This window comes from Blastomonas sp. SL216 (assembly GCA_026625625.1).
Classification (GTDB): Bacteria; Pseudomonadota; Alphaproteobacteria; order Sphingomonadales; family Sphingomonadaceae; genus Blastomonas.
Genome location: CP113055.1, coordinates 2,564,190 through 2,577,159 on the forward strand (window position 1 = coordinate 2,564,190; position 12,970 = coordinate 2,577,159).

Consider the following 12,970-nt stretch of genomic DNA (forward strand, 5'->3'; position numbering starts at 1 on the left):
TGCTAGACACTCCCCCGTTCCCGGCACTGCCGGGCGGGGGAGAGCAGCTTGAATACCGACACCACCACCAGCGAGGCAGCCGAAAGCCCGAATTTCTGGGACCGGCACATCATGCCGCGCCTCATTACCTTTTGCTGCGGGCAACCGGCGATTGCCAAGGCGCGCAGCCGCATCGTGCCGCGCGCACAGGGCAGCGTGCTGGAACTCGGCTGTGGCGGCGGCATCAATCTCGATCACTATGACCGCGCGCGCGTGTCGGCGCTGGCCGGGGTCGATCCCTCGCCGCAACTGCTCGATACCGCGCGCGACAAGGCGCGTGCGCGCGGGTTCGATGCCGATTTCCGCGCGGGCTATGCCGAACATCTGCCCTTTGCCGATGGCGCATTCGATACCGTGCTGACCACCTTCACCCTGTGTTCGGTGCGCGATCCCCAGGCGGCACTGGGCGAAATGCGGCGCGTCCTCAAGCCTGGCGGCACGATCCTGTTCCTGGAACATGGCGCGGCGCCCGATCCCGAGCCCGCCCGCTGGCAGCAGCGGATCGAGCCGATGTGGAAACGCATCGCCGGCGGCTGTCACCTGACCCGCCCGGTCGCGAGAAGCTTTGCCGATCAGGGCTTTCGCCTGCACGGCTGCGACAGCCGCTACATGCCCAAGACGCCGCGCTTTCTGGGGTGGATCGAGATGGGAGAGGCCCGGCTATGACGCGGTGGTGGATTGCGGTGGCGGCAGCATCCGTGCTTTGGCCGAATGCGGTCTCGGCAGCAGAACGACGCTATACCCTGGCCAATTTCGACAAGGTGCGGATCGAAGGCGATGTCGCGGTGGAAATCACATCGGACGCCGCGCCGCGCGCCATTGCCAGCGGCGATTCACGCGCGCTCGAGGCGCTGACTGTCGAGGTGCAGGGTGGCACGCTGCTGATCCGCCGGGCGCGGACCAACGCCCCGGTCGAACGGCGCGCACGGCGGACCACGCCCGATGCGCTGCCGCTGGTCCGGGTCGGCGCGCGCAGCGTGCAGGCGCTGACCCTGCGCGGCCATGGCAGCGCGCGGCTCGACCGGCTGGTGGGGGCCAAGCCCAGCGCCACGGTCGATGGCAATGGATCGGCAGAGATTGGTGCCGTCAAGGCAGAGGCGCTGGCCGTGACCGTCACCGGCAGCGGCAGCCTGAAGATCGCAGGGGACGCTGATACGGCGCGCACGATGATGCTGGGCGATGGGCTGTTCGATGCCAAGGGCCTGAAGCTGTCGGCGCTGGATTTCACCAGCGAAGGCCCGGTGCGTGCCCGCATGCTGGTCAACGGCCCCGCGCGCATCGTGGCCAATGGCGATGCCGAGATAAGCGTGCGCGGCAAGGCGGCCTGCACCGTGCGCCAGACCGGCAATGGCCGGATCGATTGTGGCGAGGGTGAAACGCCGCGTTGACCCTCTGGCGTTGAACTGCTGCGTTCGCGCGGGTCAGCGCTTGCGCCGGTCCATGTACCAGATCGCGCCGTGCAGCGCCGCGCCGCCGCCCAGCCCTGCGAGAAAGCCGATCGAGGGCTGGCCCAGAAATCCGCCGATCACCGTGCCGGCCAGCGTCCCAATCGCCATGAACACGCCGCCAGCGCGGGCGGGAGGGGGCGCCTTGTCAGAAGAAGCATTGACCATGCCCGCGCCCATGCCATGGCGGGCCGGAATTTGCCACATGCAATCACACCGGTTTCCAAACGTCAGACCCTAACGCGCGGTTTACCATTGCGGTTGAGCGTTCCTCCATCGCCCGTCTGTATCAGCAACCAGACGCCCGCCAGCGTCGGGTGCGGCCATAACGACAAGGACAGACGAGCCCCTATGAACCTGCCGTATATCGGAAGCCGCGAAGCCTATGACGATGCCTGCAAGCTGCTTTCGCATTATGGCGAAACGGCCGGGATAGAGGCATCCGACCGGGCCGAGGCGGCGCGGGCACGCGGCAACCACATCCATTTCTGCCACTGGCGCCAGATCGAACGGCTGCTGGTGATCCTGACGATCGACCAGAGCATCGGCACGGTGCATTGATCCCTGCCCGCTGGGCAGACGGGCCATCAGCGCCGGGAGAGATAGGCCTGCAGCGCCGAATAATGGGACAGGCCGGGCAGCTTTTCCAGTTGCACGCATCGGCTGAGCTTATGCGCCAGATCGTCTGCCATGGCCGGCGGTGACCAATTGTCCTCCTCGCCATGGAAGATCGCCACCGGCGCATCGACCTCGGCCAGCAGCGCGGACCAGTCACCGACATAATGCAGGATTTCGCGGCGATAGCCTTGAGACCCCTCGTTCAGCGCGGCGCGCAGCACCTGTTGCATCGCGGCCTCAAATGCGGGCGATTCTGCCAGCGCACCATCGGCCCCTTGCGCCGTGGCAAACAGCATCCTGAACATCTGCGCGGGCAGCCATCTTGCCATGGCCGCCTGCATTCTGGTCATCAGCCCGAACATCAGCGGGCTCGCTGCCGCCATGCGGAACACCGGAGCGCCCGCCATGCTGCCCAGATAGTCGCCAAGGTCGAGCGGGGCTGCTGCTGATATGAGATCGATATGGTGCACCTGCGCACCCAGATGCGGCGCGGTGCGCAGCGCTGCGCTCGCCCCCAGCGAGAAACCGATCAGGTGCAGCGGCACGCCGGGAAACAGGTGCCGAATGTCGTCCGCGAGCTGAGCGAAGTAATCTGCAGCCGAATGTCCCGCGCCGGATCCGGTGCGCGCCACGACATGGAATCCGTCGGTGCGGCTCTTGATGTCCGCGCCAAACAGGCCGAGTTCGTCCGCACTGCCCGGCAGCCCGTGAAAATAGATGATCTGTGCCTCAGCCATCGCCGATGTTCGCCACCCCTGCACTGACGCACCAGTTGGCGCGGCCTGCGATCGGTACGGCGTCAAACAGCGAGGCATCGGTGCCCGTCATCCATACCTGGCCGGATCGGTCGGCAAGCTGCTCATAGAGCGCTGCGCGGCGCGCCGGGTCGAGATGCGCGGCGACCTCGTCGAGCAGTAGGATCAACCGGCTGCCGCGCCGCTCGGCGACCAGATCGGCATGCGCCAGGATGATCGCGATCAGCATCGCCTTCTGCTCGCCGGTGGAACAGAGCGCAGCGGCCTGGCCCTTCTGCCGCATCGTGACGATCGGGTCATCGCGGTGCGGCCCGGCCAGCGCGCGGCCCGCGGCCTTGTCGCGCGACCGGCCTGCACGCAGCGCCGCGGCCAGCGCGTCCGCATCGCTCGGCCCCTTGCGCTCCAGCGCGAGTGTGGGCTGGGCGAAGGGCCCAGCCTCGAGCGCCCCGATCTGCACGTCGAGCGCTTCGAGCGTATCGGCTCGCGCCGCCGCGATCGCCGCGCCATGCTCGGCCATGCGGACCTCCAGCGCGTCGATCCAGCCCGGATCGGCAGGACGATCGGCGGCCAGCAGCCGGTTGCGCTCGCGCATCGCGGCCTCGTAGCGCGCAGCATGGCGGGCATGCGCCGGGTGCAGCGCCAGCACCAGCCGGTCGAGAAACCGCCTGCGTCCGCCAGCGCTCTCCAGGAACAACCGGTCCATTGCCGGGGTCAGCCACACCACTGCCAGCCAGTCGGCCAGGCTGTTGGCCGCCGCCGCCGCACCATTGACGCGCACCTGCCGCCGCGACGGGCTGTCCGCAGCCGTGCCGGTGCCGATGCGCACCTCTTCCTCGCGCAGCGCAGCGGCGATGGCAAAGCAGCCGGGGCCCTGCTGGCGCGCCATCTGCTCGATAGCGGCCCGGCGCATGCCCCGGCCCGGCGCGAGCAGCGATATCGCCTCGAGAATATTGGTCTTGCCCGCGCCGTTATCGCCCCAGATCACGTTGAACCGCGCCCCCGCCTGAAGCCGGGTCGCCTCATGGTTGCGGAACTGGGTGAGAGAGAGGGAGGAAAGCGCCATCTGCGGCCCGCTATAGCGGCTTGAAACGCTGACCGCGCGCAAAATCGCATAGGGCCCGGCGCGCGCGACCCAAGCGATCCCAAAACATCGTGAATATTCCCAAACCTTCGCATTCAGCTGGGAGCAAGAATTGTGCCCGCGCGTATAATCTTCTGAAATACATAGGTTTTTCGGTTTGGCACGCCCTGTGCAACGTATCTGGCATCTCCCGACGGACAGTCCGAAGGGACACCGAAACACCTTGAAAGGACAACATCATGCTCTCGTTCTCGACCTTCAACACCAACGTTCTGGCTGCCATCTGCGCTCTCGCCACCTCGGCACTTTTCATCGGCCTGAGCGTAGGTCCTGCAGAAATCGGCACCATGTCGGTGATGGTCATCTGACCGCCTGACGCTCTCACCATCTTCACGGTTTAAAGGGAAACCAACATGAACAACCGCTCTTTCCATCTCGACAAGTCGAACGGCAAGCTGATGGGCGTCTGCTCGGGCATCGCCAACTATTTCGACTGGGACGTGAACCTGATCCGCATCGCCTTCGTGCTCGCCGCCTTGTTCGGCATCGGCGCACCGGTGCTGATCTATCTGGTCATCGGCCTGATCGCTTCCGACCGCTGAGCGGGAGGCAGCCGATGCCGGGCCAGCCCCCGATCAGACCTTCGTGCTGAACGGCGTGAAATCGGTGGCGGTATCGAATACCTCCACCCCCTCGCGCCGCTTCAGCCAGCCGACCACGGCATAGGTCACCGGCGTCAGCACAACTTCCCAGCTCACCTTGAGCAGCCAGTTGGTGATCATCACGGTGACGACCTGCTCTGTGCTCCAGATGCCGAGAAAGGCGACCGGATAGAAGACCAGGCTGTCTACCGCCTGGCCAAAGACGGTCGAGCCGATCGTGCGGCTCCACAGCATCTTGCCTGCGGTCCATACTTTCATGCGCGCCAGCACCACCGAGTTCACGAACTCGCCTGCCCAAAAGCCGAGCGTGGATGCCACCACGATCCGCCAGGTGCTTCCGAAGACCGATTCATAGGTGGCCTGGCAAATCGGCCCGGTGTCGGTCGTGCCACCGCCCGCATTCTTCATCACCACCATATCGGCAGCGCCGCACCACCAGCCCGGCGACGCTGGCATCGCGACGACGGCCCAGCTCATGAATGCCAGAAACAGCAGCGCGCCAAAGCCCGCCCAGATCACCCGCCTGGCCCGCGCATATCCATAGATTTCGGTGAGCACATCGCCGATCACATAGCCCAGCGGGAAGAACAGGATTCCTGCGCCGAACAGATAGGTCGATCCGAATATCGTGACCTCGCTAAGCTTCGATGCGCCAATGATGTTCGACAGCAGCAGCACCGTGACGAACGCGGCCATCACGAAATCATAATAGCGGAAGCGGTGCGTGGCGGGGTCGAAGCCGCCGCCCGTCTCTAGGCTGTGGCTGGTTGTGGCGGGTTCGGCAGAGGAGCTGTGCATCACGCCTGCCATATCGCGGTTTGCACGCACCTGCAAAGCCCGCTATTGCGCCCCCACCACCCAAGCGCGCCCTTAGCTCAGCTGGATAGAGCACGAGACTTCTAATCTTGAGGCCGCAGGTTCGACTCCTGCAGGGCGCGCCAGGGGGGCGGGCTTGACCCGTCCAGGCGGCGCCGATGCGCGATCAGAATTCGGACCAGTCTTCCTCGGACTCCTTCAACGCCAGATTGCCGGACACCATCGGCACCCGCGCGGGCGCTGAACGGCGCGCCTTGCGCGGCGCGGCATCTGCAGAATGCTGCTGGCCCGTGTGGAAACGCTGGACCACCTTGGAAAGGTCGGTTGCCTCCTCGGCCAGGCTGCGTGCTGCCGCGTTCGATTCCTCAACCATGGCTGCGTTCTGCTGCGTCATCTTGTCCATCTCGCCCACCGCCGTGTTGACCTGCTGGAGGCGAAGCGCCTGGGTCTGCGTGGACGATGAGATTTCGGCGACACGGCTGTTGATCGCGGCGACGCGGTCGCTGATCTGCACAAGCACCGATCCGGTTTCATCGACCAGCGCCACGCCATCGGACACGCCTGCGGTCGATGCGTTGATCAATTCCTTGATGTTCTTGGCCGCATCGGCCGAACGCTGGGCAAGTGCGCGGACCTCGTTGGCAACCACGGCAAAACCCTTGCCCGCATCGCCGGCGCGCGCAGCTTCCACCCCTGCGTTGAGCGCCAGCAGGTTGGTCTGGAAAGCGATGCCGTCGATTACATCGATGATGCTGTTGATTTCGCCCGACGACTTCTGGATCGCGCCCATGGCAGCGACGGCGCGGTGGACGACCTGCCCGCCTTCGGTCGCGGCCTGATGGGCTTCGCTCACCTGCTTGCCGACTTCCGCCGCATTCTGCGCGGTCTGCTGCACCATGGAGGTGACCTCGCGCATCGCAGCGGCGCTCTGCTCGAGACTGGCAGCCTGCTGCTCGGTGCGCTGCGCCAGATCGTCGGATGCGGAACGGATTTCCGATGCGCCGGTCAGCACATTGGCAGCCGCACTCGCGGTCTGGTTCAGGACGCTGCTGAGCTGACCCATGGTGTCGTTGAAATTCTGACGCAACTGGTCATGCTCGACATCGAATTCGGCGCTGATCGTGTAGGTGAGGTTGCCGTTTTTCATGTGCTGCAGGCCGGTGGTCACTTCGGTCACCACCGTCTGCAGGATGCGATCGGCACGCGCGCGCTCGGCCGCGTTGTCCTTGAACACGAGCATCGACCGCGCCATGCGACCGACACAGTCCTGATGGGTCGTGAACTCGATCTGCCGCTCCAGTTCGCCTGCAGCCAGCCCCTCCATGCGGACGACCGTCGTTACATAAGGATCACAGATCAGCTTCTTGGCGAGCAGGATAACGCCCATAACGCTGCCGACGACCGCCAGTTGGACCGCAATCTCTGCAACCGATCCGCCCTTGCCCACGGACAGGGCAGCAAGGCTGATCATCAACGGGATCGACGTCAGCACCGTCAATACGGCCAGGATCCAGTCGAACTTTTTGCGGATCGGAAGGTGGGCATAGAAATGATGAATCATGGCGGTCCTCAACTCAACGGACATAGTGGTTCAATCATGAGGTCGCCGCGAGGTCTTGGCGCGCAAACGATAAGCGCCGGTTAACGATCATGGCGGGGTGAAGGGGCCGGGCCGTCCAGCCAAGCACCATTCTGGTGGTTTTTCGCCCCAGTGCCGAACATCGCATAAGGGGCTGCGACCAAGCCGCCCCAACGCATTAAATTGCTGTTATTTCTTTGTATTTTTCGGCAAGCAAGATCATGGCGCCAAAATCGGGAAGCACCTCAAGTGTAAAGCGCAGTGGACACCATATCTGCGGGTAAATGAAGGTATAGAGATGTGAATGATTAACACGGATACTCTGCGGCTTACTTGGCATGAAGCCGAACAATTCAAATCAACATCGATCTGGGGGAATTGCGCTGGGGAGCTGAAAATGGGCACTGACGCGGCTGGTTTGCTCTTCAAACTGGCAGGTTGGTGGCGTGAAAAAAATTTTGTCCGGAGGTCGCGAGGTCCCGCGGAATGCGTGAATCAGACCGCGCAGGATCCCATTCCGTCCGCCTCGAACCGGACGATGGGGTTTGATTCGCCATCAGCGTGCCGATCATCTTCGGTACTCAGACGATGATCTTCTGCTGAAGCTGCGCCCTCTGCTCGCGATGGCTGGTCGCATGGTCCGACAGCAAGGCCGAGCCCCAAGCCAGATTTTTCCGCTGGAAAATTATCCTTCCTCACACTAGCGCGCAGATGCTGCTAGGCGCGGCACTTTGATCCTCCAGTTCATCGGACGCATAATGGCTTTCACCCCCGCCAAGGTTTTGACCACGCACCATTGGAACGAAGGGCTTTTCTCCTTCACCGTCGAGCGCCCGAGCTCGTTCCGCTTCGTCAGCGGCCAGTTCGTGATGCTGGGTCTTACGGTCGATGGCAAGCCGCTGCTGCGCGCCTATTCGGTGGCCTCGCCGATGTGGGACGAATCGCTCGAATTCCTGAGCATCATCGTGCCCGATGGCCCGCTGACCAGCCGCCTCTACAAGATCCAGCCGGGTGACGAGATCCTGCTCGGCGGCAAGCCCACCGGCACGCTGACGCTCGATGCGCTGCTGCCGGGCAAGCGGCTGCACCTGATCGGCACCGGAACGGGCCTTGCGCCGTGGATGTCGATCATCCGCGATCCGGAAGCCTATGAGCGGTTCGAACAGATCACCGTCCAGCACACCGTGCGCCAGATCCAGGACCTGGCCTATCGCGAGATGCTCGAAAGCAAGCTCAAGGACGACCCGCTCGTCGCCGAGGAAGCCGCCAAGCAGCTCGTCTATGATTGCTCGGTGACCAAGTGCCCGACCTGGGTGGACGAGAACCGCCGCATCACCACGCGCATCGAATCGGGCGATTATCCGCTCGATCCGGAAACCGATCGCGTCATGCTGTGCGGCAGCATGGCGATGATCAAGGAAACCGGTGCGCTGCTCGAATCGCTCGGCTTTGTCGAAGGCGCGCAGTCCAAGCCGGGCACCTATGTGCTCGAGCGCGCGTTCGTTGGCTGATATCAGGGGCTAAGCCTCAAGCCCGGATAGCCTCCAGCGCGGTGCGCAAGGCATCGGGCAGCGGCACCGGGCGGCGGGTCTCGCGGTCGACATAGACATGGGTGAAATGCCCCGCTGCGGCGGCGGCATCCTCGTCATTGGCGAACAGCCCCACCGCATAGCGCACCGAACTGGTGCCGATATGATCGACCCGTATGCCTGCATGGATCCGGTCCGGAAAAGCGGTGGGGGCGAAATAGGCGCAGCCCGTTTCCACCACCAGCCCGATCACCGCGCCGGCATGAATGTCGAGCGCGCCCGCCTTGATCAGATATTCGTTCACCGCAGTGTCGAACCAGAAATAATAGACCGAATTGTTGACGTGACCGTAGATGTCATTGTCCGACCAGCGCGTGCTGATCTGCGTGAACGCGCTGAACTGGGCGCGGACCGGGCGGGCCGGCCGGCTCATGCCGCCACCGTGAAGCTGTTGACGCCCTCTGCATGCCGGATGGTCACCGTCCGGCCGATCGGGTCGTGCGCCGGATCGACCAGCGCGGCCAGCTGTCCCGCCTTGTCCGCATCATCGGGCCGCGCAACGATCCGACCCTTGTCGGTCCGCGCGATGACCACGGCGCGCGCGGGCAGGCCCTTGGCATAGCCGACGGTATAGCTCTCGATCACGCCGCTCGCGTCCTCCTCCAGCCGCTCGGGCGAGGGCTGGGCATCGACCTCGGCCTGCATGGCTGCATGATCGACCGGAGCCCAGTTTTCGGGTGCGCTGGTGCTGTAGATGCCCACCGCCTCCTTGGACAGGAAACCGCCATTGGCGAGCACCAGGCCGAAGCTGCCGGGGTCGGCGCGGAGCGTTTCGACCATCGCCGCGATACCATGCATCGAGTAATTGTTGCCCGCCCCGCCCGAGAACGGCAGCCCGCCGGTCAGCGTCAGCGGCGTGGTGCGCCAGTCCACGCCCAGCGTCTCGGCGGCCAGCAGCACCGCAACCGGGAAGCAGCTGTAGATATCGAAATGCGCGATATCGGCGGCAGACTTGCCCGCACTGGCCAGCGCGCCGTTCAGCGATACCTCGATCGCGCGCGAACGCGACAGATCGGTGCGCAGGCTGACCGGCTTGTCCATCGCCTCGCCGCTGCCGTGCAGGAACACCCATTTCGCGCGCGGCACGCCCATCGCCTCGGCCTGGCCGACGCTGGTCAGGATGACGGCCGCACCCTGGTTCACCGCATCCTGCGCGACATGCCATTTGAGATAGGGGTCGGCGACCGGATAATTGCCCTCCGATGGCGTGGCGAGATAATCGGCGCTCATTGCCCTGGGGAATTGCGCATAGGGGTTGGCGGCGGCGACCTTGCTGAAATCCGCCCAGAGCGCCGACATGTCCGCGACATGCTCGGCCTTGCTACGGCCCAGGCGCGCGCGCAGGGCATTCTCGAACAGCGGATAGGTGAGGATCGGCGCGCCGATTCCGTTCTTCAGCTCATGCCTGTCGAGCAGCATCGGCCCCAGGCCGCGATCCTCCATCTCGCCTTCGATCGCCTCGTTCCAGTCGATCGCCACGCCCTTGCGCGCGGCGGTCTTGGCAGCGGCAATCGCTTCGGAGCCAGACAGCAGCACGCAGCGCGCCTCGCCGGCATGGATCGCGGCGGCAAATTCGTTGACCAGCGACTGCGGGCTCTGGCCGCCGACGATCGAATAGATCGTCCGGACGGGGTTTGCGCCGATGCGCCGGGCAAGGCCCAGCGGCGGCTTGTCGCAGCCGCCCGTGCCTTCGGGCACCATGCCGGGCGCGCTATCGGCGAAATGGCGCACGGCGGTGACGACATCAATGGCCGCGCGCACGGCATCGCCTGCACCGGTATCGGCAAGCGCAGCCTCGGCAGCGCGCTGCATCAGCGATTGCGGGCTGGGCGCTGCAGCGGCGTCGCTACCATCCCAATGATCGACCGCCTGGCCGACACCGATCAGGACGGGGGTGTTGGGGTCAAGGGTCATGGCGTTCTCTCCTGTTGTCGTTTTCTTGTCTTAGTTCTAGCCGTCACTCCTGCGAGCGCAGGAATCCCGCTTGATCACTGCCGCTCATCCGCCGTCCATCAGAACCGACCGTTGATCCGGATCGCCATCGCATCGCCCTGCTGGCGGAAGCCAAGCGCGGAAAGCGCAGGCGCAGCGCTCGCCGCCAGTCCGCCCAGGCGGAAATCGGCGGCATAGCGGCCATTGCCGCTGATCCTTATGTCCATCTGCTCGAGCCCTGACTGGCCCTTCAGCGGCACCAGCAACGCGTTGCCATCGCAGCGCAGATTGCCGCTGAGGCCGCGTTGCAGCGTCAGGCCGAACAGGCTCTGTTCGATATTCACGCGCACCGCGCCCGATGCGGCGGCGCAATTGCGCCCGGCAAAGGCAATGTCGACCCCGTCCAGACTGATGCTGCGCAGCGGCAGCGGCGCGAACAGATCGGCGGTCGCAATCTCACCCAGGCCATTGCGCATCGCGATGCTGTCGCCGTTCCTGGCCAGCTTGAAGGCCAGCGGCGGCTGACCCGTTGCATCGGCGGCGCGGGTCATGTCCAGCACCAGTTCGCCGCCCAGCAGACCGAGCGGCGACAGGCCCGCATCGAGGTCACCCAGGCTGAGCTTGCCGATCCGCAAATCGCGCACCGTTCCCGACCAGATGCTGCCTTCCACCGCACGGGCGCTGACCCCGCGCGCACCCAGGCCCGCCATGTCGAAGACGATACGCAGCGGCAGAAACACCAGCAGCGCTGCAACCAGCGCCAGCGCGATCAGCACCGTCCGCCTGGCGCTCCGGCTCATCCGCCGATCTTCATCAGCCGCGCGGAAACCGAAACGGTGCCATTGTCCATCCGCCGCACGACCAGCGTTTCGGGCACCACGCCGCGCCGTTCCAGATCGGCCAGCCAGGCCAGGAACGCGGTCGAACGAGCGGAACCGATGGCAATCTCTGCGCGGTCATTGCCTTGCGGCGTATTGGCATCGAGCGTGAACCCGCGCTCGCCTGCCTCACTGGCGAGCAGCAGGCTGAGCGCGGCAATCGCTTCGGCCGGGCGCTTGTCTGCCGGCATCGACAGCGCCTGTGCCTTGGCGTCGATCCGCCCGGCCTGCATCGTCGCCTCATAGAAGCTGCGCTTGGCGTCGGTGGCGAGGCTGTAGAGCGGGGTATAGATGCCGAAAAAGCCGATGACGCCCGCTGCCAGCAACGCAGCGACGCCGACGAGGATCTGTTCGCGGCGCGACAGCGCGATGAACCAGTTCTTGGCAGCTTCGGTCATGGCGCCAGCACCGTGATATCGGCGACCGCTTGGCCGGTCGCATCGCCGCGATTGGCGGCAGTGACCTTGTAGCCGTTATTCTGCAGCGCGATCAGCACCGCGTTCAGGTCCTCGACGCGCGGCGCTGCGATCATCGCGCCGATCATGCCGCCGGGGCGGTAATCGGCCTGGCGGATGACCACGCCGGGCACCGGCTGCATCGCCGAGAGCAGGCCGGACAAGGGCACACTGGCCACGCTGTTGCCTGTGCCGCGCGCAGCGAGCCTGGTATCGAGCTGCGCTTCGGCCTGCGCGACGTCGGTCGCTTCGGGGACCAGGCGTTGCGCGCTGGCAAGCGCGCGCCGCTGCGCGAGGTCTGCACCCAGATAATGCTTGCCGATTTCCACCAATGGCACCGCCAGGCTGACCAGCACCAACGCCCCCAGCAGCCAGGCGAGCATGTGCCCCTGGCCAGGCGCGAGCGCGAGCAGCGGCGTGCGGCGGGCAAATTCCCCCTGGCGCAGGTTGAGCGGCGGGTTGGCCAATGCGGCCAGCATCGCCGCATCACGCGCGTCAGCATCGAGCACGACAGGATCGGATTCGCCCAGCAGCAAGCCGGCCAGCGCCTCGTCGGGCGGCAGCACCAGATCGCCCATCCGGTCCACGCCCAGATCGCCAAAGGTCGCACTGACCGGCTGGTCGGACACGGGCAGCAACAGGCCGACAGGCATGATGATATCCGGGTCCAGCCCGCGCAGTGCGAGTTCGGCGAGGTGATCGGCGAGCGTGGCGCGTGCGATGGTGGCGCACAGCACCAGCATGCCGCCTTCCGCTGCCGCCTTGCCGAGCGCGCGCACCGCGACGAAGACATCGCCGCCGATGCTGAGATCGGCGGCGCGGTAGCGGGCGGCGGCCTCGGCCTGCGGGCCGCTCATATCGCCCATGTCGAGCAGGCGGATCACGGTGTCGGCGGCAGGAACCAGCGCGACGACCGGCGCATCGCCGCTATGCGCTGGAAGCGACGGCGGCGTGAAATCCTGGCCGCGCGCGGCGATATGCCCGCCGTCCGCACGCCACCAGTGCAGCGCGGCATCGGGTCCCGACGGACAGGTGACGATCAGGCCGGTATCAGCCATGGCGCGTTGCCATCAACCGGGAAACGGGCGAGCAGGTCCAAGGCAAGATCGCGAAACCCCCGG

16 protein-coding genes and 1 tRNA gene are annotated in these 12,970 nt (G+C 65.4%); 7 read left to right on the top strand and 10 right to left on the bottom strand.

The features are described 5' to 3' along the window. Nucleotides 1–111 precede the first annotated feature (111 nt). Both OU999_12055 and OU999_12060 read left to right on the top strand, forming a co-directional pair. Complete coding sequence (locus OU999_12055) at nt 112–705, top strand: class I SAM-dependent methyltransferase (protein ID WAC25422.1); 594 nt, start codon at nt 112–114, stop codon at nt 703–705. Then, entirely contained in the window at nt 702–1,427 is a 726-nt protein-coding gene (locus OU999_12060; GenBank protein ID WAC22482.1) for a DUF2807 domain-containing protein, read from the top strand. The genes OU999_12055 and OU999_12060 overlap by 4 nt, the downstream gene beginning before the upstream one ends. Before the next feature lie 33 nt (nt 1,428–1,460). On the opposite strand, the gene OU999_12065 is transcribed toward OU999_12060, so the two are convergent. Continuing rightward, nucleotides 1,461–1,691, bottom strand: coding sequence for a hypothetical protein (locus OU999_12065; GenBank protein WAC22483.1), 231 nt, complete (start codon nt 1,689–1,691; stop codon nt 1,461–1,463). Nucleotides 1,692–1,835: 144 nt separating this feature from the next. Here OU999_12065 and OU999_12070 point away from each other — a divergent pair, with 144 nt between their 5' ends. After that, complete coding sequence (locus tag OU999_12070; protein ID WAC22484.1) at nt 1,836–2,045, top strand: hypothetical protein; 210 nt, start codon at nt 1,836–1,838, stop codon at nt 2,043–2,045. Nucleotides 2,046–2,071: 26 nt separating this feature from the next. Here the strand turns inward: OU999_12070 and OU999_12075 are convergent, their stop codons facing one another. Next, nucleotides 2,072–2,839, bottom strand: a complete 768-nt coding sequence (locus tag OU999_12075; GenBank protein ID WAC22485.1) for an alpha/beta hydrolase — start codon at nt 2,837–2,839, stop codon at nt 2,072–2,074. Further along, the gene (recF, locus tag OU999_12080) at nt 2,832–3,920 is read right to left on the bottom strand and encodes a DNA replication/repair protein RecF (GenBank protein ID WAC22486.1); all 1,089 of its coding nucleotides are present in this window, start codon (nt 3,918–3,920) and stop codon (nt 2,832–2,834) included. The genes OU999_12075 and recF overlap by 8 nt, the downstream gene beginning before the upstream one ends. A gap of 257 nt (nt 3,921–4,177) precedes the next feature. Between recF and OU999_12085 the strand changes: the two genes are divergently transcribed. Together OU999_12085 and OU999_12090 are read left to right on the top strand one after the other, a co-directional pair. Then, nucleotides 4,178–4,306 carry a hypothetical protein gene (locus OU999_12085; protein ID WAC22487.1) on the top strand — a complete coding sequence of 43 codons (129 nt, stop codon included), beginning with the start codon at nt 4,178–4,180 and terminating at the stop codon, nt 4,304–4,306. 45 nt (nt 4,307–4,351) lie between these two features. Next, the gene (locus OU999_12090; GenBank protein WAC22488.1) at nt 4,352–4,540 is read left to right on the top strand and encodes a PspC domain-containing protein; all 189 of its coding nucleotides are present in this window, start codon (nt 4,352–4,354) and stop codon (nt 4,538–4,540) included. 33 nt (nt 4,541–4,573) lie between these two features. Here the strand turns inward: OU999_12090 and OU999_12095 are convergent, their stop codons facing one another. Further along, on the bottom strand, nt 4,574–5,428 hold the full coding sequence (locus tag OU999_12095) for a queuosine precursor transporter (GenBank protein WAC22489.1): 855 nt from the start codon (nt 5,426–5,428) through the stop codon (nt 4,574–4,576). A gap of 36 nt (nt 5,429–5,464) precedes the next feature. On the opposite strand from OU999_12095, the gene OU999_12100 reads away from it, so the two are divergent. Next, a tRNA-Arg gene (locus OU999_12100) sits at nt 5,465–5,541 on the top strand. A 41-nt stretch (nt 5,542–5,582) separates the two neighbouring features. On the opposite strand, the gene OU999_12105 is transcribed toward OU999_12100, so the two are convergent. Further along, a complete protein-coding gene (locus OU999_12105; protein ID WAC22490.1) occupies nt 5,583–6,977 on the bottom strand; it encodes a methyl-accepting chemotaxis protein in 1,395 nt (464 codons plus the stop codon). A 776-nt stretch (nt 6,978–7,753) separates the two neighbouring features. Between OU999_12105 and OU999_12110 the strand changes: the two genes are divergently transcribed. After that, on the top strand, nt 7,754–8,506 hold the full coding sequence (locus OU999_12110; GenBank protein ID WAC22491.1) for a ferredoxin--NADP reductase: 753 nt from the start codon (nt 7,754–7,756) through the stop codon (nt 8,504–8,506). Between the two features lie 16 nt (nt 8,507–8,522). Here the strand turns inward: OU999_12110 and OU999_12115 are convergent, their stop codons facing one another. The 5 genes from OU999_12115 to gspL all read right to left on the bottom strand — a co-directional run bounded on the left by OU999_12115 (nt 8,523) and on the right by gspL (nt 12,907). Beyond that, a complete protein-coding gene (locus OU999_12115; protein ID WAC22492.1) occupies nt 8,523–8,957 on the bottom strand; it encodes a thioesterase family protein in 435 nt (144 codons plus the stop codon). Beyond that, nucleotides 8,954–10,498 carry an acetyl-CoA acetyltransferase gene (locus OU999_12120; protein WAC22493.1) on the bottom strand — a complete coding sequence of 515 codons (1,545 nt, stop codon included), beginning with the start codon at nt 10,496–10,498 and terminating at the stop codon, nt 8,954–8,956. Before OU999_12120 ends, OU999_12115 begins: the two co-directional genes overlap by 4 nt. Nucleotides 10,499–10,596: 98 nt before the next feature. Beyond that, nucleotides 10,597–11,316, bottom strand: a complete 720-nt coding sequence (gene gspN, locus OU999_12125) for a type II secretion system protein N (GenBank protein WAC22494.1) — start codon at nt 11,314–11,316, stop codon at nt 10,597–10,599. Beyond that, complete coding sequence (gene gspM, locus OU999_12130; protein WAC22495.1) at nt 11,313–11,792, bottom strand: type II secretion system protein GspM; 480 nt, start codon at nt 11,790–11,792, stop codon at nt 11,313–11,315. Before gspM ends, gspN begins: the two co-directional genes overlap by 4 nt. After that, on the bottom strand, nt 11,789–12,907 hold the full coding sequence (gene gspL / locus OU999_12135; GenBank protein WAC22496.1) for a type II secretion system protein GspL: 1,119 nt from the start codon (nt 12,905–12,907) through the stop codon (nt 11,789–11,791). The genes gspM and gspL overlap by 4 nt, the downstream gene beginning before the upstream one ends. Nucleotides 12,908–12,970: the final 63 nt, after the last annotated feature.